Genomic DNA, 20229 nt, shown 5'->3' on the forward strand with positions numbered 1-20229 from the left:
ATCTACGGCTTCACCTGCTCTGAATAGGCGACCCCGGTTCCGCGAAGGCGTGAGCCGGTATTCGGTTTTACCTTCCATTAGTGTTTCGGGAAATCGTTTCGGCCGGAATGAAACCGGGTTTATCACTCGTCATAGTGAGCCGGGTTGTCACGCGCGGTCGTCGCCCGAACGGCCCACTGCGGCAAACGACGGATGATGACCACGCTCTGTCCCTCGTTCTGGTGACAGATCGTAGTTTCGCTACCAGGGCAGGGCGGGTTCCGATACCGTGCCCGCCATCCCGGACCGGGGAAGATCCCCCGCCGCATCGGGTGTATCGAAAGAAATCACCATGTCGGGGCGATATCGAACCGGCTTGGGCGGCAAGGCCACAACATCGGGCACATATTTGGGCTTGACCCACCCTTTGGGGGCACGGAAAGTAGTTCGACCGGGCGACGCGGCTACCGTACGTAGGCTGATCGGGTGATTAGGGCACCCTGTGCATCCACGCAACCCGTAACCGGAATTCCCTCGTTTGTGACGCGCGAGCGGTTTTCCGGCCCGGTAGATCGTTCGGACGCACGCTTTTCGCTGGTCAGCAGCCGTGTACTGAACAGAATTGACGGCACCGGGATTGGTGTACGATTCTTTGGCCCGGCTGACCCGCAGTGATCGATTGGCAAAGAAAAGTTGATCTCGACGACCATGCACTTCGCAGGTTGCGACCTGCACGTGCAGGTGCAAGAACTCCTGAGGTGGACCGGGGTTCCTGGGGACACCCGGATCCCCGGACGGGGTCCCTCAGGTCGCGATCGATCACGCGGTCAGACCGGGGCCGAGTTCCCCGCAGGCAGGTACCTCACGGGAACGGGCGCCTCAGACCGTGCCAGGACGCCGGACAGGGAGTCACCTACGTGACCGTTGCAGGAGAAGGCCAAGTGCCTGTCGGGGAGCTGCTGGGACGCACTCCCCGGCCATCTCGGTGGGCCACCGGCTGGCGCACGCTCGTGCGCTGGCGGGACTGGAGCCTGCCGGTGAAGCTGTCGGCCGTGACGCTGGTGCCGATCCTCATCGCGCTCGCACTGGGCATCGCCACCATCGCCGGCCAGGTCGGCCGGTCCGACGGCTACCAGCGGCTGGACCGGCTCGTCGCGCTGAGCGGGCATATCCGCACCCTCGCCGACGGCCTCGGCCGCGAACGCACCCAGTCCGCCGCGGGGCTGACCGCCGGCACCGTCGGCGGGACCCTCGAGCTCGCCTCGGCCCGCGCCGACGTCGACACCGCCATCCCTCTCTACGGCGCCGCCGCGACCCGGGCGGTGGAGAACGAGCCGTCGCTCCGTCAGGCGCGGGAAGCGGCCGCCGCTCAGCTCGACAGGCTGCCCGACATCCGGCAGCGGGCCTCGTCCGGACAGCTCGACCCCGTCCAGGCGATCGGTGAGTACACCGACGTCACCACCGCGCTGCTCGCTCTCGACACCGCGCTGGCGGCCGGTGCCGGCCAGGACGTCCTCGGTGGCACCCCCACGGCCTTGCACGACCTCGCCATGATGAAGGAACAGCTCTCGCTGAGCCAGGCTCTGGTCTCCTTCGGCATCGCCCGGTCGAGTCTCGCGCCGAGCGAGCTCGACCAGGTGCGCACCGCCGAACTCCGGCTGGCCGACCGCCTCACGGACTTCCGTGCCGCCGCTTCGGAACAGCAGCGCCAGGAGTTCAGCGCCGCCGTCACCGGCCAAGCGATGGAAAACCGTGACAGGCTCGCGAAAACCGCCCTCGGTGAACAGGGAACCCCGTCCCCGCAAGCCTTCCGCTCGCTGTCCGCGCAGGGCTGGACCGACGCCTCGGCCGCGGTGATCGGCAAGGTCGGCGAGGTCGCGAACAAATTCGGTGCCGAGACGAGCGCGGTGTCGGCCGAACTGGTCGACGACGCCAGCAGCGGCGCGGGCCTGCTCGCGGTCCTGCTGTTCGGCGCGATGGTGCTCGCCGTCGCCGTCGTCTTCCTCATCACGCGCCAGCTGCTGCGCTCGCTGAAGGTGTTGCGCGCCAGCGCGCTCGACGTCGCCGAAAAGCAGCTGCCCGACGCGGTCCGCAACATCCAGGAGGGGCGCTCGCAGGGCACCGACGTGCGGCCGGTCCCGGTCGGCGGCGACGACGAGATCGGCGAAGTCGCCAGGGCCTTCGACAAGGTGCACCACCAGGCACTGCGCCTGGCCACCGAGCAGGCCTCGATGCGGACCGGCTACAGCAACGTGTTCGTCAACCTCTCCCGCCGCAGCCAGAGCCTCGTGCAGCGGCAGCTGCAGCTGATCGAGCGGCTGGAGCGCGACGAAGAGGACGCAGACCAGCTCGCCACGCTGTTCCAGCTGGACCACCTCGCCACCCGCATGCGCCGCAACAACGAGAACCTGATGGTCCTCTCCGGCGCCGAGCCGGGCAGGCGCTCCGGGCAGCCGGTCTCCGCCACCGACGTGGTGCGCGCGGCGGTGTCCGAGATCGAGCAGTACCAGCGGGTCACCGTGCAGAATCCGCCGCCGGTGCGGCTGGTCGGGTACGCGGCCAACGATCTGATGCGCCTGATCGCCGAACTGCTGGACAACGCCACGGCCTTCTCCGCCCCGGAAACCCAGGTGACGGTCGCGACCAGGCTCGTCGAAGACGGCTCGTTCGGCATCGACATCCTCGACAAGGGCATCGGCATGAACGAGGCCGAGGTCGCCGAGGCCAACGCCCGGCTCACCGAGGCGCCCAACGTCGACCTCACCACTTCGCGCCGGATGGGCCTGTTCGTGGTCGGGCGGCTGGCCAGCAGGCACCGCATCGGTGTCTCGCTGCACGGCGGCAAGGACATCGTCGGCGTGCGCGCCACCGTCTCGGTCCCGGCGGACCTGGTGATGGCCCCGCCCGGGGGAGACCCCGGCCCCGCCACCGGCCCGATCACCCAGCGCCTCGCGCCGCTGCCGCCGCAGCAGCCGGGCGGCCTGCCCCGCCGCCAGCGGCCCACGAACGGTTCGCGCCCCGCGATGCCGGGCGTGCCCTCGCAAGGTGGGGAGCGGTGGCCGTCGGCGAACGATCTGGCGGGCCACACCAAGCCCGCGGTCAACGGGCACGGTCCCAAGGAGTCGCGGCCGCCGTCCGATCTGGAGATTTCGGGAACGGCGCTGTTCAGCCCGATTCCCCGGGACGAGACGACGACACCGCCGCCCGCGCCGGAACCCCGCCGCCCCGAACCGGAACCCGCCGCCGAGCCCGAGCCGGTCGCCAAGGAAGCGGAGAAGCCCGCCCCGGCGGAAGGCGATCTGCCCAGCGGCAAGGAACTGTTCGAGGCCAAGAACAACACCACGCTGAGCGAATGGTGGAACCAGGCGACCACGCCGCCGGCCCCGGCGACCCCGCCGCCGCCCACCGCGTCGGAGACGACGCCGATCTTCGACGAGATGCTCTCGGCGTGGTTCCGTTCGCCCGCGCCCGCTCCGGAAAAGCCCGCGGGCAAGAAGGCGAAGCCGGGGACGAAGGCACCCGAAGAGAAGAAGACGGCCGAGCCCGCTCCGACCGCCGAGCAGGAGGCCCGCACCTGGGACTTCGCCAGCGATAAGGCCTTCCGCACGGTGCAGGAGGTCTCCCAGAATGCCCCGTCGACCTTCACCCAGGCCGGGTTGCCGCGTCGCCGCAAGGGCGAGCAGCTTCTGCCGGGTAGCGCGGCGTCGTCGATCCCGGCCGCCGAACCCGCGGCCAAGGCGGAGCTGCCGGTCCGCGACCCGGCGAACGTGCGCGGCAGGCTGAGCAGCTTCCAGCAGGGTGTCAAGAGGGGACGCAAGGAAGCGGCGGACAAGGCCACGCCGGCCACCACCGAGCCCGTCGCCACGAAGCCTGCCACCGCCCAGCCGGACGCGAAGGTCGAGCAGGCAGCGGCGCCCGAGCCGTCGAAGGCGCCGGAGACGGCCGCGCGTCCGGCGGTCCCGCCCGCCGCGCTGCCGAGCAGGAAACCGCAGGCAGCGAGCCCGGAACCGGAACCGGTCGCCGCCGCCGAGCGGACGGACGCCTGGAACTTCGGCTCCGACGAAGGCTGGAAAGCGGCCCAAGCGGTGTCCCAGTCCGTGCCCTCGCTGATGACTTCGGCAGGATTACCCAGGCGCCGTCGCGGGGAGCAACTGCTCCCGGGCAGCGCGGGACCGCCCGCCGGGGCGGTCACCCCCCGACCACAGCGAGACGCGCACGACGTGCGCGGTCGCCTGAGCAGTTTCCAGCAGGGCATCCAGCGCGGACGGCACCGCACGGCCCAGGCGACCGAAGCCAACCACGAAACCCTGGAGGGTGAATGACCTCGCCGAACCCGGCCCAGCCCCAGCAGAACCAGTTCGGGTGGCTGGTCAACGACTTCGCCGAGCGGGTACCCGGAGTGGCGCACGCCGTGGTGGTGTCGGCGGACGGCCTCCTGCTCACCGCGTCCAGCAGGCTCCCGCTGGACCGGGCCGACCAGCTGGCCGCCGTCGCGTCCGGCCTGGTCAGCCTGACCCAGGGCGCCGCGCGATGTTTCGAGGCGGGCGCGGTCAACGAGACCGTCGTCGAGATGGAACTCGGCATCATGGTGCTGATGTCCATCAGTGACGGTTCCTGCCTGGCCATCCTCGCCGCCCCGAACTGCGACATCGGACAGGTCGCCTACGAGATGACGATGCTCGTCGATCGCGTCGGCCAGATCCTCACCCCGGAACTTCGCGCACAATTGCAGGGCGCCGGTGGGTCGCTGATCGGCGAACCGGTGGGATGATGTCCCGATGAGCACCGGGTCCGGATCCTTCGGCGAACCGCCGGGGACGGGTGAACACCAGCCTCCGTACGCGGGGGCTGCCCATGCTGCCGGTTCACGGGACGACGGCACCTTCGCCGACGTCCTGAACGGCTTCACCCTGGATTCGGGACGTGGTCGTCGGAAGCGCAAGAAGAACAAGCACCCTCAGGATTCCCGGGCGGGCGGAACACCCGCCACCGGGGAATCGGCAGTCCCGCAGCCGACCGATCAAGGAGACCGCGTGACCTCACTTGCTTCTCCACCCGACAGCGGCGCAGGCGCCGTCGGGCCGAGACCAGGTGGTCTTTTCGACCCGGGCCCGCCCAGCGGCGAGTTCATCATGCCCGCCGTCTTCGAGCAGGCGCCGTCGCCGCTCGAAGAGACGGCGATCGTCCGTCCCTATGCCCTCACCGGGGGCCGGACCAAGGCGAACTACGCTCTCGAGCTGGAGACCCTCATCTCCACCAAGGACCACGTCGCCGCGGGTAGCCTCCCCGCGGCCGCCGCGGACCAGATCGAGTGCGTTTCGATCATCGAGGAGTGCCGCACCCCGCGTTCGGTCGCCGAGATCGCGGCGACCCTGCGCGTGCCGCTGGGTGTGGCGCGCGTGCTGATCAGCGACGCGGCGGACGCGGGACTGGTCAGCGTGCACAAGACGATTTCGGGCAATGACGGCGCCGAGGCACATCTGGTGTTGATGGAAAGGGTTTTGAGTGGACTCCGTCGGCTTTAAGGCACCGCGGGAAACCGCGCCCCCGACCATGACATCCGCGAAGATCGTCGTGGCGGGTGGCTTCGGTGCGGGTAAGACGACCTTCGTCGGTTCGGTGTCGGAGATCGTCCCGCTCACCACCGAGGCGATGATGACGGACGCCAGTCGGGGGATCGACAACCTCGACCAGACGCCCAACAAATCGACCACCACGGTCGCGATGGACTTCGGCCGGGTCTCCCTGGACGCGGACCTGATCCTCTACCTGTTCGGCACGCCCGGGCAGCAGCGGTTCTGGTTCATGTGGGACGACCTCGTCCGCGGCGCGATCGGCGCCGTGGTGCTGGCCGACACGCGACGGCTGGCCGACTCGTTCGCGCCGATCGACTTCTTCGAGGACCGGGGCCTGCCTTATATCGTCGGGGTGAACACCTTCGACGGCATCCTCGAGCACGACATCAACGACGTGCGTGAAGCGCTGTCGATCGACCCCAACATCCCGATCGTCCGCTGCGACGCCCGGGAACGGGAGTCGACGAAGCAGACACTGATCACGCTGGTCGAGTACGCGATGCGGCAGTGGATCGCCTTGCGCGCGAGCAACGCGAGGTGAACCTGACGGCGGCAGCGTAGGGGCTGCCGCCCAGGGGGTTCACCTCACCTCACTTCGCTTCGTAGGTCAGCAGTACCGCGCGCCCGTCCATCGTCCGGGTGCCGGTCAGCCGCAGGTCCGTGCGCGCTCCGCCCGCGAACACCTGCTTGCCGCCGCCGAGTACCACCGGGTGCACGACGACGTGGAACTCGTCGATCAGGCCGTGGTCGGCGAGCGCGGTGGCCAGCTCGGCCCCGCCTATCAGCAGCAGATCCTTACCGGGCCTGCCCTTGAGTTCGGCCGCGCGTTCGGCGAGGTCACCCGCCACGACTTCGGTGCCCCAGTCCGCGTTCTCCAGCGTCCTGGAGAAGACGATCTTCGGCGTCTTCCTCCAGATCGGGGCGAACCGCAGATCGTGCGGGTCGTCGGAGATCGATTCGGCCTGCGGCCAGTACGACGCCATCATGTCCCAGACCCGTCGTCCGTAGACGAAGGTGTCGGCGCGGTCGACCAGTTCCTGGGAGTGGGCGGAAAGCTCCGGGCCCATCGTGGTCCAGTCGAACTCGCCCTCCGGGCCTTCGATGCGGCCGTCGAGCGAGGTGTGGACGGCGTAGACGAGCTTGCGCATGGCTTGATCCCTCCGGTGTGGCGCCCGCCTTCCGGGCGCCGGACACCGAGGGGTCGGAGCGGGCGCGGGGTTCTCGACATGCCTCCCGCATTTAGTCCTCTGGATGCGCTCGGGGCGCATTCAGAGGACTAAATGCGGCAGGGCTCAGTACTCGTCGTGCCGCTTCCACCAGTGCCCGGGGCCGTCTGTCCCGCGGCCGGACTCCTCCCAGGCCTCCTGCCGCCCGAACGGGGTCAGGTCCAGGTATCGCAGCGTTCCCACCAGCTGGTCCCCGCCGCGACCGGTGGTGAAGTACGTCCGGTACACCTCGTCGCCGTCGCGCAGGAAGACACTGATGCCGAACCCGCCGTCGATGCCGCAGTCCGGGTTGAAGCCGTCGGCGGTCGAGACCCACGGGACGGTCCAGCCCATCCGCTCCTTGTACCGCTCGATCTCGGGCAGTGTCGCCGGCGCGACGACGTACAGCGTGGTGTCGCGGGCGTGCAGGTGGGCGAGGTGACCGATGTTGTCCACGACCATCGAGCAGCCGGGGCAGCCCGCCTTCTGCCCGGGGGCGAGCATGAAGTGGTAGATGATCAGCTGCCGCCGCCCCTCGAACAGGTCGAGGAGGGTGACCCGGCCCTCGGGCCCGTCGAATTCGTAGGTGCTGTCGAAGCGGACCATCGGCAGCCGTCGCCGTTCGGCGGCGATCGCGTCCGCCGCGCGGGTGAGCTCCTTTTCCTTGGCCAGCAACGCGTCTCGGGCGATCTGCCATTCGCCCGCCGAGACGACTTCCGGCAGGGTGACGGTCTCAGTCATTGTGTTCGCCTTTCCTCAGTTCCGCGAGGTGCTCTTCCATGCGGTCGAAACCGCCTTCCCAGAAGCGCCGGTAGCGCTCGACCCACTCGGAGACGTCGCCGAGCGGGGCGGCCTCCAGCCGGCAGGGCCGCCATTGCGCGGTCCGGCTCCGGCTGATCAAGCCCGCGCGCTCGAGGACCTTGAGATGCTTGGAGATGGCTTGGAGGCTGACCGGAAAGGGTTCGGCCAGCTCGTTGACGCCGGCCTCGCCGGTGGCCAGCCGGGCGAGGATCGCCCGCCGGGTGGGGTCCGCCAGTGCGGCGAACGTGGCGCTGAGCTGATCAGTGGTCATCGCTGCTCAATCAATCGGTTGTTTAACCCTTGGGTTGAATATACTGGTGCGAGTTGATCTGTCAAGGACGAGTGAGAGCGCCATCACGCGAGTGGATGGGTTTAAAACAGTAGGAAGTCCTAGTATTTTGGAGGGATGAGCAGCGACCTGCACCGGCCCGTGAACCCCGTTCGTTTCGTGACGGCGTCGAGCCTCTTCGACGGGCACGACGCGTCCATCAACATCATGCGGCGCATCCTGCAGTCGCAGGGCGCGGAGGTCGTGCACCTCGGGCACAACCGGTCGGTCGACGAGGTCGCCACCGCGGCCATCGCCGAGGACGTCCAGGGTGTGGCCATCAGCGCCTACCAGGGCGGGCACGTCGAGTACTTCAGCTACCTGGTCGAGCTGCTCAACGAGCGCGGCGCGGGGCATATCAAGGTGTTCGGCGGTGGCGGCGGGGTCATCGTCCGCGAGGAGATCGACCTGCTGCACTCCCGGGGCGTGGCGCGGATCTTCTCGCCGGAGGACGGCTACGAGATGGGCCTCCCGGGCATGATCAACCTGATGATCAAGGCCTGCGACACGGACCTGTCCGCGCAGTCGCCCGGCTCGCTGGACAAGCTGCTTTCGGGGGACATCCCGGCGCTGTCCCGGGTCATCACGCAGCTTCAGCGCGAGGCGCTGCCGCAGGACGCGCTCGACAAGATCACCGAGGCCGCCAAGTCGCGGACGGTGCCGGTCCTCGGCATCACCGGGACGGGTGGTTCCGGTAAGTCCTCGCTCACCGACGAACTGATCCGCCGGTTCCGGCTGGACCAGGAGGACAAGCTCCGCATCGCCGTGCTCGCCGTCGACCCGTCGCGCCGCAAGGGCGGGGGAGCGCTGCTCGGCGACCGCATCCGGATGAACTGCCTCGACGGCAGCCCGGTCTACTTCCGTTCGCTCGCCACGCGGACCACCAGCGGCGAGATCCCCGCCGGGCTCTCCGAGTCCATCCTCGCGTGCAAGGCCGCCGGATTCGACCTGGTGATCGTCGAGACGCCCGGTATCGGCCAGGGCGACGCCGGCATCGTCGACTACGTGGACCAGTCGCTGTATGTCATGACGCCGGAGTTCGGCGCGGCGTCGCAGCTGGAGAAGATCGACATGCTCGACTTCGCCGACGCGGTGGCGATCAACAAGTTCGAGCGCCGCGGCGCCGAAGACGCCCGCCGCGACGTCGCGCGCCAGCTCGTGCGCAACCGCGAGGCGTTCAGCTCCTCGCCCGAGGACATGCCGGTCTACGGCACCAGCGCCGCGAAGTTCAACGACGACGGCGTCACCGCGCTCTACCAGCACCTGCGCGACACCCTCGCCGAGCGTGGCCTGACCGTCTCGGCAGGCGTGCTCCCGAAGGTCGAGGGCAAGGTGTCCACCGACGCCAGCACGATCATCCCGGCCAACCGGACGCGCTATCTCGCGGAGATCTCCGAGACCGTCCGGGGTTACCACGCCAAGACCGAGCAGCAGGTCGCCGCCCTGCGCAAACGCGAGCACCTCGCCGCCGCCAAGGAGGTGCTGGCCGCCGCCGACGCGAGCACCGACGCGCTCGACGGCCTGCTCGCCGCCGCCGAGTCCGATGTGGACGGTGAAACGACGAAGCTGCTGGCCCGGTTCCGGGAACTCGCCGAGTCCTACCGCGCCGACGAGCTGGTCGTGAAGATCCGCGACAAGGAACTGCGCACCCAGCTCTGGCGCGACACGCTGTCCGGCAACCGGATCCCGCGCGTGGCGCTGCCGCGCTACACCGAGTCCGGCGAGCTGCTGTCGTTCCTGCGCCGCGAGCACCTTCCCGGTTACTTCCCTTACACCGCGGGCGTTTTCCCGTTCAAGCGCGAGGGTGAAGACCCGGCGCGGATGTTCGCGGGCGAGGGCGACCCGTTCCGCACCAACAAGCGGTTCAAGCTCCTTTCGGCCGACTCCGAGGCGAAGCGCCTTTCGACCGCCTTCGACTCGGTGACGCTGTACGGGCACGACCCGCACACCCGGCCCGACATCTACGGCAAGGTCGGCACCTCCGGCGTCTCCATCGCGACGCTCGAAGACATGAAGGTGCTCTACGACGGTTTCGACCTGACCTCGCCGAGCACGTCGGTGTCGATGACGATCAACGGCCCGGCGCCGACGATCCTCGCGTTCTTCCTCAACACCGCGATCGACCAGCGGATGGCGGCGTTCAAGGCCGAGCACGGCCGCGAGCCGTCCGACGCCGAGGCCGCCGAACTGCGCGAGTGGGCGCTCCGCAACGTCCGCGGCACCGTGCAGGCGGACATCCTCAAGGAGGACCAGGGGCAGAACACCTGCATCTTCTCCACCGAGTTCAGCCTGCGCATGATGGCCGACATCCAGGAATGGTTCATCGAGCACGGCGTCCGGAACTTCTACTCGGTGTCGATCTCCGGCTATCACATCGCCGAGGCCGGCGCGAACCCGATCTCGCAGCTGGCGTTCACTCTGTCGAACGGTTTCGCCTACGTCGAGAGCTACCTCGCGCGCGGGATGGACATCGACGACTTCGCGCCCAACCTGTCCTTCTTCTTCTCCAACGGCATGGACGCCGAGTACTCGGTGCTGGGCCGGGTCGCGCGCCGGATCTGGGCGGTCGCGATGCGGGAGCGCTACGGCGCCAACGAGCGCTCGCAGAAGCTCAAGTACCACGTGCAGACCTCCGGCCGGTCGCTGCACGCGCAGGAGATGAGCTTCAACGACATCCGGACCACGCTGCAGGCGCTCTGCGCCCTCTACGACAACGCGAACTCCTTGCACACCAACGCTTTCGACGAGGCGATCACCACGCCGTCGGAGAGCTCGGTGCGGCGCGCGATGGCCATCCAGATGATCATCAACAAGGAATGGGGCCTGTCGAAGAACGAGAACCCGTTGCAGGGCTCGTTCATCATCGACGAGCTGACCGATCTGGTGGAAGAGGCCGTGCTGCTGGAGTTCGACCGGATCTCCGAACGCGGCGGCGTGCTGGGCGCGATGGAGACCGGCTACCAGCGCGGCAAGATCCAGGACGAGTCGATTCTGTACGAACGCCAGAAGCACGACGGCACACTGCCGATCATCGGCGTCAACACCTTCCGCAACCCGAACGGCGGCGAAAACGACGTCGAGGTCGAACTCGCGCGGGCGACCGAGGACGAGAAGCGTTCGCAGCTGGAGCGGCTCGAGGACTTCCAGCACCGGCACCAGGCCGAGGCGCAGGTCGCGCTCAAGACACTGCGCGAGGCCGCGACCCGGGGCGGCAACCTGTTCGGTGTCCTGATGGACGCGGCGCGGGTGTGCTCGCTCGGCCAGATCACCGAGGCCTTCTTCGAGGTGGGCGGGCAGTACCGGCGAAACGTGTAGCGGCCTGGGAATATCGCGGCGCGTGTCCGGGTAGTTGCTGGACATGGAGATCGGAATCGCTGCCTTCATCACCGATGAAGGCAGCAGACCGGACGTCCTCGCCGCGGCCGCCGAAGAGCGCGGGTTCAGCTCGCTCCACATCGCGGAGCATTCGCATATCCCGGTCAGCCGGGAAACGCCCTACCCGGGCGGTGGCGAACTGCCGCGCGTGTACTACCGGACCTTGGACCCGTTCGTCGCGTTGCTGCAGCAACGCGACGTCATCCACACGGCGAAAGAGGTCGCTTCGCTGGACCTGGTCTCGCGAGGCCGGTTCGTCTTCGGCGTCGGCGTCGGATGGAACCGGGAGGAAATGCGCAATCACGGCACCGATCCACGCACCCGCGGCGCGCTCGTCGACGAGCGACTCGCGGCGCTGAAGGAGATCTGGACGAAGGACGAGGCCGAATTCCACGGCGAGCACATCGACTTCGATCCGATCTTCGCGTGGCCGAAGCCGGTGCAGAAGCCACATCCGCCGATCTACATCGGTGGCGCGGGGCAGAAGGCGATGGAGCGGATCGCCAAGTACGGCGACGGCTGGCTGCCGCACGCCCACACCCCGCCGGAGGAGCTTCGCCGGGCTCGTCAGTGGCTGGCGGACAAGGGCCGTAGTGACCTCAAGTTCTCGGCCTTCGGTGCCACCCCGGAAGAGGACGCGCTGGGCAGGCTGGCCGAGGGCGGTGTCGACGAGGCGACGCTCTTCCTGCCGACCGAGCCCGAAGCGGCGACACTGGAACGACTCGACCAGTTCGCGAAGGTCGCCGAGAGCTTTCGAAAGGGGCAGCAGGCGTGACTGAGGTTCAAATCGGGTTGGCCGCGGCACTGGAGCAGTTCTCGCCGCGCGAGTCGATCCGGCTGGCGACGCTGGCCGAACAGCACGGATTCTCCGGCCAGATGGCCGCCGACCACTTCCAGCCGTGGGTCCCTCAGCAGGGTGAAGCGTCGTTCGTGTGGAGCGTGCTCGCGTCGCTGGCGGAGAACACCACCGGCGACCTCGGGCCGGGCGTGACCTGCCCATCGTTCCGGCTCCACCCGTCGATGGTCGCGCAGGCCGCGGCGACGCTGGAGGCGACGTACCCCGGCCGGACCTGGCTCGGCATCGGCTCCGGCGAAGCGCTCAACGAGCACATCATCGGCGGTTACTGGCCCGAAGCACCCGAGCGCGTACGGCGGATGTTCGAGGCGCTCGAGATCATCCGGAAGCTGTTCACCGGCAAAGACGTCAAGCACAGCGGCGAGTTCTTCAAACTGCACACCACCCGGCTCTGGACACTGCCGGACGAGCCGCCACCGATCTACATCGCGTCGGCCGGTCCGTACACCTCGCGCAAGACCGGTGAGCTCGCGGACGGGCTGATCACGCCGGGCGCGTCGATCGAGAAGCTGGCGGGGATCCTCGACAACTTCGGCACCGGCGCGCGGAAGGCCGGCAAGGACCCGGACTCGATGCCGAAGCTGCTGCAGGTGCACCTGTCGTGGGCCGAGGACGACGAGACGGCGTGGGCCAACGCGCTCGACCAGTGGCCCAACGGCGGCATGAAGTTCCCGAAGGCCGACATCCGCTCGCCGTTCGACTTCGCGCAGATGGCGAAACTGGTGCGGCGTGAGGACTTCGAGGGCCGCATGGTCGTCTCGTCCGATCCGGACGTGCACCGCGCGGCGCTGCAGAAGTACGTCGACGCCGGGTTCAACAGGATCTACATCCACAACGTGGGCCGGAACCAGGACGCGTTCATCGAGACCTTCGGACGGGACGTGCTGCCGAAGCTGACCGCCTGACCCGCCCTCGCGCGCGCTATGAAAGGTCCTTTCCTCGCAAAATTTGCGAGGAAAGGACCTTTCATAGCGTTCAGACGTTCTTGTCCAGCAGCAGGTGCACCGACAGTTCGAGCCGGTTCGCGACGTCGGCCGCCGACGCGCGACGCGTCACCCAGGCGACCAGATTCGCCATCCAGACGTCGGCGATGACGTGGAAGATGTCGCGATCGGCCTCGGTCGGGTCCTCGATGCCCATGGCCTTGGCGAACATGTTCTCCATCAGCCGCCCGACCTGCTCGACCTCGGCGGCGGCGGTCGTGTCGGCGAACATGAACGCGCGGACCATGGCTTCGGTCAGGTGCGGGTCCCGCTGCATCAGCCGGGTGTTGCGGCCGAGGACGAACATCAGCCGTTCGCTCGGGGTATCGCCGGGGATCGCCGCGCGGTCGAGTTTCTCCTGCGCGCGTTCGAATTCCCTGGCGAGCCCGGAAACCAGCAGGTGGATCTTCGAGGGGAAGTAGCGGTACAGCGTGCCGAGCGCGACGTCCGCCTTCTCGGCGACCGCGCGCATCTGGACCGCGTCGTACCCGCCTTTCGCGGCGAGGGTGAGGGTTGCGTCGATGATGCGGCGCCGCCGGTCGCGTTGTGCCGCGGAGCCGAGTTCCTCGCCGCCCAGCGCGGAGAGACCATTGCCGCTTCGCGCCTTCGCGCTCGTGGGTGCCTTGGCCTTCCCTGGCATCGCCACGTCCCCCTTCGTCGAACCGATCTTCGGAACTTGTTCCACTTTCCCCGCGTAGCGTACCTAAGCGGACGAACTGTTCAAGACGTGACCCACTGGGCAAGAAACTGTAACACGTTCTACACTCGCGGGTAGGTCCGGCGAGGAGGTCTCACCCGTGTCGATCGCGCTCACCGAGGAACAGGCGGCCCTGGCCGCGTCGATCCGCGCTTGGGCGGCTTCCGCCCGTCCCGTCGACACCGTCCGAAGTGGCCGGATCACCGAGCCGCCACCAGGGCTGGCGGAACTCGGCCTGTTCGGCGTGGCGATTCCCGAAGACGTCGGCGGCGCAGGCGGCACGCTGGCCGATCTGGCCGCCGGGCTCGCCGAAGCGGCCGAAGCACTCGTGCCCGGTCCGGTCCTCGGGACCGCGTTGGGCGGCGCGTTGCTCGCGACGGTTCCCCAGGCCGTCAAGGAGATCCTGCCCGGTCTCGCGGACGGGACCGAAAGGATGGCGGTGGTGCTGGGCGGCGGGTTTCGTATCGCGGATTCGGTGGTCGACGGCCAGTCGGGCCCGGCTCTCGACGTTCACCCGTCGGCGTGGACGCTGGTCTCCGACGGCGACGTCTCCGCGCTCATCCCACCCGGAGCATCCGGAGTGGACATCGAGCGGTGCGAGCCGTTCGACGTCTCCCGGCCGGTCGGCCGGGTCCGGTGCGCGAAGGTGCGGCCCGAAGCGGTTTTCGAGGCGCTGCCAGTGGATTCCCACGCCGCCACACTCGGCGCCGCGGAAGCCGCGGGGATCGCACGATGGTGTCTTCGGATCGCCGTCGAGTACGCGAAAGTGCGGGAACAGTTCGGCCGTCCGATCGGGTCATTCCAGGCGATCAAGCATCTGTGCGCGGAAATGCTGTGCCGGGCCGAAGCCACCGACGCGCTCGCGTGGGACGCGGCGAGAGCGGCCGAAGACCCGGCGCAGCACGCCCTCGCGGCGGCGACCGCGGCGGCCTACGCGCTCGACGCGGCCGTGGCCAACGCGAAGGACTGCATTCAGGTCCTCGGCGGTATCGGATTCACCTGGGAGCATGACGCGCATTTCTATCTGCGGCGCGCGGTGGCGCTGCGGCAATGGCTGGGTGGTTCCGCCCGCTGGCGTCGTCGCGCGGCCGAACTCGCGCTGCGCGGCGACCGCCGGACGTTGAGCGTCGACGTCGGTGAGGACACCGGACTCCGTGACCTGGTAGGCGAAATCTCCGCCTTACCCGAGCCGGAACGCCGGGTCGCATTGGCGGATTCGGGACTGCTGGCCCCGCATTGGCCCGCGCCGTACGGCAGAGGCGCCGCCGCGGCCGAGCAACTGCGGATCGACGCCGCCCTCGCCGCCGCGGACATCCGCCGTCCCGACCTGGTGATCGGCGCCTGGGCGATCCCGACCCTGCTGGAACACGGCTCGGTGGAACAGCGCGAACGGTTCGCCGCGCCCACGTTGCGCGGCGAGATCACCTGGTGCCAGTTGTTCAGCGAGCCCGAGGCGGGCTCCGACCTCGCGTCGCTCCGCACGACGGCCCGCCGCGTCGACGGCGGATGGCTGCTGAACGGCCAGAAGGTGTGGACCTCGCTCGCGCGCGAAGCCGATTGGGCGATCTGCCTGGCGCGCACCGATCTGGACGCGCCGAAGCACAAGGGGATCACCTATTTCCTCGTCGACATGACCGCGGACGGGATCAGCACGCGCCCGCTGCGCGAGATCACCGGCGACGCCGTCTTCAACGAGGTGTTCCTCGACAACGTGTTCGTCCCGGACGAGATGGTGGTCGGGGAGGTCGACGGCGGCTGGCGGCTCGCGCGGACGACGCTGGCGAACGAGCGCGTCGCCCTCGGGAGCGGATCGGCGGTGGGGGAGGGGGTCGAGAATCTGCTCGCCACCCTGGGCGACGACGCCGATCGGGAGCGGCTCGGCGCGCTGATCGCCGACGGCAGCGCGTGTTCGGTCCTGGACCTGCGGGCGACGCTGCGGCGGCTCGACGGCCAGGATCCGGGTGCCGAGTCGAGTGTGCGCAAGCTGCTGGGTGTGCGGCATCGGCAGGCTGTGGCGGAGTTCGCGCTGGAGGCTTTGGGGGAGAACGCGCTCGTCGCCGGCGACCCCGCGCAGCACGAGTTCCTGCTGACCCGGTGCCTCAGTATCGCGGGCGGGACGACTCAGGTGCTGCTGTCGCTGACGGCCGAGCGGTTGCTGGGGCTGCCCCGGTCCTGAAAGCCGGGTCGTGAAAGTCCCGGTCACACCCCTTCCGCGTGCTATGAAAGGTCCTTTCCTTGCAAAATTTGCAAGGAAAGGACCTTTCATAGCACCGCCGCCCGCGGCCTGTCGGTCCGGTGCTCTAGCGTGCTGGGCGTGGAGTTCGGCACAGGAACCCAGGCCACCTTCGTCCCCTCGGATCCCCCGCGGGACGGCGTGCTGGCGCTCTGGGGAGACGGCGTAGCGGGTGACACCGCGATCGAACTCGTGCTGCCGGTGGGGAAGGTCTTCCGGCGCACGAAGGTCGACGCGGCACTCGTCCCGTTGTCGCGCGCGATTCCGCGGCTGCTCACCGCGGACGGCGACTTGAGCCCGGCCATCGCCGCGTGGTCGGCCGTCACCGAAGCCGGGGTGAACCTCATCGCCCGCGGCAGGCTGCTGCCCGCGGCCTCACCCGGCGGGGTGGATTCGTGGCGGGTCGGGCCGCTCGACGTCGCCGACGAGGAGATGCTGCGCGGGCTCGCCGCCGCGCTGCCTCCCGAGGCGCACGCGCTGCCGTTGTCCGGGCTGAAGCGGATCCGCCTGCATTCGCCGGAGTCGTTGATCCGCGCGCTCTGGGACGCGACGGCGGACGTGCTGGTCCGCACGCCCGCCGCGAGCGTCGCGGCGGGCGGTCCGGCGTTCGCCGCGACCGAGCCGACGCTGGTCGGGCCGGACGGTGCCGCGTGGCTGGCGGAACTGAGCGCCCGGCAGGCGCAGGGCGCGCATCTCGTCCTGCGCATGGAGGTGCACGAGCCCGAGAACCCCGAAGAAGAACCCAAGTTCGCCGCGGTCCTCGCGGTGCGGAGTGCCGCGGATCCGAGCCTGATCGTCGAGGCGGCGACGCTGTGGGACGCGCCCGAAGCGGTGCTGGAACGGATGGGCGAGCAGGTCGAGACGCAGTTGCTGCTCGGCCTCCGCCGGGGCGCCAGGGCATGGGCGCCGCTCGGCCGCATGCTCCGGTCCGCCGCGCCGACCGGGCTGACACTCGAGTACGACGAGGTCGTCGACCTGCTGACCCACGGGGACGCGGCGCTGGGCGGCGCCGGCATCGAAGTGCAGTGGCCGAAGGACCTCTTCGCGGGCGAGCTCAAGGCGAAGGCGAGCGCGACGCAGGCCCCTGGCAGTGTCACCGGGCCCGAGTTCACGCTCAAGAGCCTGCTTCAGTTCCGCTGGCGGCTGAGCCTCGGCGACGAGGACCTCACCGACGCCGAGGTCACGGCGCTCGCGGAGGCGAAGCGGCCGCTGGTACGGCTGCGGGGCAAATGGGTCAAGGTCGACGCGCGCCTGCTCGCCAAGGTGCGTGCTCACCGCGCGAAGAAGCTGTCCGGGGCCGAGGCGCTGGCCGCGGCGCTCACCGGCGAATTGGAGCTGGACGGCGAAAAGGTCGAGTTCACCGCGCCATCGGCGCTGACGGGGCTGCTCCAGCGAATCCGGGAAAGCGCCGCGGAACCGATCGAGCAACCCGGGGACCTGAAGGCCACCCTGCGGCCCTACCAGAAGGCGGGGCTGGCTTGGCTGGCGACGATGACCGGCCTCGGTCTCGGCGCCTGCCTCGCCGACGACATGGGGCTCGGCAAGACGATCCAGCTCATCTCCCTGCACCTGCACCGCCGTCCCCTCGGCGAAGGCCCCACCCTCGTCCTGTGCCCGACGTCGTTGCTGGGCAACTGGGAACGTGAGTTCGCCCGGTTCGCGCCGGACATCCCGGTACGCCGGTTCCACGGTGGCGGGCGGCATCTCGACGAGGTCGCGCCGGACGAAGTCGTGCTCGCCACGTACGGCGTCCTCCGCCGCGATCGCGAAGCACTGTCCGAAGTGGACTGGGGGATGATCGCCGCCGACGAGGCGCAGCACGTCAAGAACCCGCTTTCGGCCACCGCCAAGGAATTGCGGAAGATCCCGGCCGCTGCGAAGGTCGCGCTGACCGGGACGCCGATGGAGAACCGGCTCACCGAACTGTGGTCCATCATCGACTGGACGACGCCGGGTCTGCTCGGTTCGCTCGACGGGTTCCGCCGCAAGGTGGCCCGCCCGATCGAACGCGACCGTGACGTCGCCGCCACCGAACGGCTGGCCACGACGGTCCGGCCGTTCCTGTTGCGCCGCAAGAAGACCGATCCGGACATCGCCCCCGAGCTGCCGCGCAAGACCGAGACCGACCGGTTCGTCCCGCTCACCGCCGAGCAGACGACGCTGTACGAGGCCGTGGTCCGGGAGAACCTCGCGATGATCCGCGAGCTGGACGGCGTGGCCCGGCGTGGGCAGGTGCTCAAACTGCTCACCGAGCTCAAGCAGATCTGCAACCATCCGGCGCAGTACCTCAAGGAACCCGGGGTGCTGCACGGCCGGTCCGGCAAGCTCGCCGCGTTCGAAGAGCTGCTCGACGTCATCCTCGACGAGGGTGACAGCGTGCTCGTGTTCAGCCAGTACGTCCAGCTGTGCCGCCTGCTGGAGAAACGCCTGGCCGAACGCGGGCTGCCGACGATGCTGCTGTCCGGGGCGAGCACGCCCAAGGTCCGGGAGGACATGGTCGCCCGGTTCCAGGCCGGCGAGGTGCCGGTGTTCCTGCTCTCGCTCAAGGCGGGCGGGGTCGGGCTCAACCTGACCAAGGCCACCCACGTGATCCACTACGACCGCTGGTGGAACCCGGCGGTCGAGGACCAGGCCACCGACCGCGCGTACCGGATCGGGCAGGACCGGCCGGTCCAGGTGCACCGGCTGATCGCCGAGGGCACGCTCGAGGAGCGCATCGCCAAGGTGCTGGAGACGAAACGCGGGCTGGCGGACGCGGTCATCGGCGCGGGCGAGGACTGGATCACCGAGCTTTCCGACGACGAACTGGCCGACCTGGTCCGGCTCGGGGAGACGTGATGCCCGGCATGACCGGCCGGAAACGGCGCACCTTCGGCAACACGTGGTGGGGTAAGGCGTGGGTCGAGGCCCTGGAGGAACGCGCCAAACTCGATCCGAACCGCTTGCCGCGCGGGCGGACGTACGCGCGCAAGGGCACGGTCAGCAAGCTCGCGGTCGGCGAGGGCGAGGTGACGGCCTGGGTGCAGGGCAGCCGGACGGTGCCGTACCGGGTGACCATCCACATGCGGGCGTTCACCGGACAGCAGTGGGAGAGCCTGCTCGGGATGGTCGGCTCCCGGCTCGGGCACGTCGCCGCCCTTCTCGACGGCGAGCTGCCCGGTGAGCTGGCCGAGGACGCTCGAGCCGCCGGCGCGGATCTGCTGCCGGGTCCCGGAGATCTGCGCCCGAAGTGCTCCTGTCCCGACAGCGCGAACCCGTGCAAGCACGTCGCCGCGGTGTACTACCTGGTCGCGGACGAGGTCGACGCCGATCCGTTCGTGCTGTTCCTGTTGCGCGGCAGGCCGAGGGAGGCCGTGCTCGCGGAACTGAGGTCCCGCCGCGCGCCCGCGAGCGAGCCGGGCAAGCGGGTGCGCGCCCCCGCCGCGCCCGGAGTGGACCCGAAACGCGCGTACACCCGGCGGATCGCCGCGCTCCCGCCGCGGCCGGCCGTCCCGGGCACGGTCGGACCGCCCGCGGTCCTCGACGTCGACCCGCCGCACCGCACCGGCTGGAGCGGCGAAATGTTCGTCGAACTGGCGGCCGACGCCGCCGCGAGGGCCTGGGAGCTGCTGGTCATGGGGCCCGAGCGTGAAGTGGAGCTGTCGTTCGAGGAAGACCTCGCGCGCCGCGCGGCGGCGAGTGACCCGCATGTGATCGCCGAACTCGCCGAAGCGGCCGGGGTGGCGGTGCGGGATCTGGCCCTGTGGGCGCAGGCCTGGCGTGAGGCGGGCCGGGGCGGGATGGCGGTGGTCCGGGAGGCGTGGCGGCCGGGGCAGGCGCCGCTCGCCCAGGCCAGGGCGGACCTCGCCGAGTCGGGATTGCCGGGAGAGCCCAAGACCTGGCGGAACCGGATCACCCAGGGCGATCTGCAACTGCGCTACGGCCGTGACGAACGGTGGTACCGGTTTGTGCGCGACGGCGAAGGCTGGCGGGTCGACGGCCCGTCTTCCGCCCGGCCGACCGACGTGATCTACCCGCCCTGCGAATAGCCGGCGGAGAGCGTTGGGCGCGGTGGTCGTGGGTGGGGTTTTTGGGTGGGAACCCAAAAACCACCCCCCACCCCCCCGGACAGTGCCGCACAACTACATCGACCCCCCCCCAAAAACATTTCCCCCCCCGCACCAAGTGGGGGCTGGTGGATTAGGGGGAGGAGCTGC

At 69.4% G+C, this 20229-nt stretch carries 14 protein-coding genes; 10 read left to right on the forward strand and 4 right to left on the reverse strand.

Annotation, left to right across the window (positions count from 1 at the left end; genetic code table 11):
- The first annotated feature begins 920 nt into the window (after positions 1-920).
- From AC0685_RS38650 to AC0685_RS38665, 4 genes are read left to right on the forward strand one after another with little or no spacing between them, the layout of a single operon-like run.
- Positions 921-4301 carry a sensor histidine kinase gene (locus AC0685_RS38650; RefSeq protein WP_478230024.1) on the forward strand — a complete coding sequence of 1127 codons (3381 nt, stop codon included), beginning with the start codon at positions 921-923 and terminating at the stop codon, positions 4299-4301.
- Positions 4298-4750, forward strand: a complete 453-nt coding sequence (locus AC0685_RS38655) for a roadblock/LC7 domain-containing protein (RefSeq protein ID WP_005166055.1) — start codon at positions 4298-4300, stop codon at positions 4748-4750. Before AC0685_RS38650 ends, AC0685_RS38655 begins: the two co-directional genes overlap by 4 nt.
- Before the next feature lie 7 nt (positions 4751-4757).
- Complete coding sequence (locus AC0685_RS38660) at positions 4758-5504, forward strand: DUF742 domain-containing protein (RefSeq protein WP_478230025.1); 747 nt, start codon at positions 4758-4760, stop codon at positions 5502-5504.
- Positions 5505-5532: 28 nt separating this feature from the next.
- Entirely contained in the window at positions 5533-6096 is a 564-nt protein-coding gene (locus AC0685_RS38665; RefSeq protein WP_007033694.1) for a GTP-binding protein, read from the forward strand.
- A 49-nt stretch (positions 6097-6145) separates the two neighbouring features.
- Here the strand turns inward: AC0685_RS38665 and AC0685_RS38670 are convergent, their stop codons facing one another.
- The 3 genes from AC0685_RS38670 to AC0685_RS38680 all read right to left on the reverse strand — a co-directional run bounded on the left by AC0685_RS38670 (position 6146) and on the right by AC0685_RS38680 (position 7832).
- A complete protein-coding gene (locus AC0685_RS38670; protein ID WP_478230026.1) occupies positions 6146-6703 on the reverse strand; it encodes a dihydrofolate reductase family protein in 558 nt (185 codons plus the stop codon).
- A gap of 144 nt (positions 6704-6847) precedes the next feature.
- Entirely contained in the window at positions 6848-7501 is a 654-nt protein-coding gene (locus AC0685_RS38675) for a DUF899 domain-containing protein (protein ID WP_478230027.1), read from the reverse strand.
- Positions 7494-7832: an ArsR/SmtB family transcription factor gene (locus AC0685_RS38680; RefSeq protein WP_478230028.1), complete on the reverse strand. Its 339-nt coding sequence runs from the start codon at positions 7830-7832 to the stop codon at positions 7494-7496. Before AC0685_RS38680 ends, AC0685_RS38675 begins: the two co-directional genes overlap by 8 nt.
- A 135-nt stretch (positions 7833-7967) precedes the next feature.
- Here AC0685_RS38680 and icmF point away from each other — a divergent pair, with 135 nt between their 5' ends.
- Genes icmF through AC0685_RS38695 form a run of 3 tightly spaced genes read left to right on the forward strand, consistent with a single transcriptional unit; the run spans position 7968 to position 13025 of the window.
- A complete protein-coding gene (gene icmF / locus AC0685_RS38685) occupies positions 7968-11204 on the forward strand; it encodes a fused isobutyryl-CoA mutase/GTPase IcmF (protein ID WP_478230029.1) in 3237 nt (1078 codons plus the stop codon).
- A gap of 43 nt (positions 11205-11247) precedes the next feature.
- Complete coding sequence (locus AC0685_RS38690) at positions 11248-12039, forward strand: LLM class F420-dependent oxidoreductase (protein ID WP_478230030.1); 792 nt, start codon at positions 11248-11250, stop codon at positions 12037-12039.
- A complete protein-coding gene (locus tag AC0685_RS38695) occupies positions 12036-13025 on the forward strand; it encodes a TIGR03557 family F420-dependent LLM class oxidoreductase (RefSeq protein ID WP_478230031.1) in 990 nt (329 codons plus the stop codon). The genes AC0685_RS38690 and AC0685_RS38695 overlap by 4 nt, the downstream gene beginning before the upstream one ends.
- Positions 13026-13095: 70 nt before the next feature.
- On the opposite strand, the gene kstR is transcribed toward AC0685_RS38695, so the two are convergent.
- Positions 13096-13743 (reverse strand): cholesterol catabolism transcriptional regulator KstR, encoded by a 648-nt coding sequence (gene kstR, locus AC0685_RS38700; RefSeq protein WP_038523880.1) that lies wholly within the window; start codon positions 13741-13743, stop codon positions 13096-13098.
- 157 nt (positions 13744-13900) lie between these two features.
- Here kstR and AC0685_RS38705 point away from each other — a divergent pair, with 157 nt between their 5' ends.
- From AC0685_RS38705 to AC0685_RS38715, 3 genes are all read left to right on the forward strand, one after another.
- Complete coding sequence (locus tag AC0685_RS38705) at positions 13901-15976, forward strand: acyl-CoA dehydrogenase family protein (RefSeq protein ID WP_478230032.1); 2076 nt, start codon at positions 13901-13903, stop codon at positions 15974-15976.
- 138 nt (positions 15977-16114) lie between these two features.
- Positions 16115-18871, forward strand: a complete 2757-nt coding sequence (locus AC0685_RS38710) for a DEAD/DEAH box helicase (protein WP_478230033.1) — start codon at positions 16115-16117, stop codon at positions 18869-18871.
- Positions 18871-20061 (forward strand): SWIM zinc finger family protein, encoded by a 1191-nt coding sequence (locus AC0685_RS38715; protein ID WP_478230034.1) that lies wholly within the window; start codon positions 18871-18873, stop codon positions 20059-20061. The genes AC0685_RS38710 and AC0685_RS38715 overlap by 1 nt, the downstream gene beginning before the upstream one ends.
- Positions 20062-20229: the final 168 nt, after the last annotated feature.

The organism is Amycolatopsis sp. NPDC043889, from assembly GCF_056435645.1.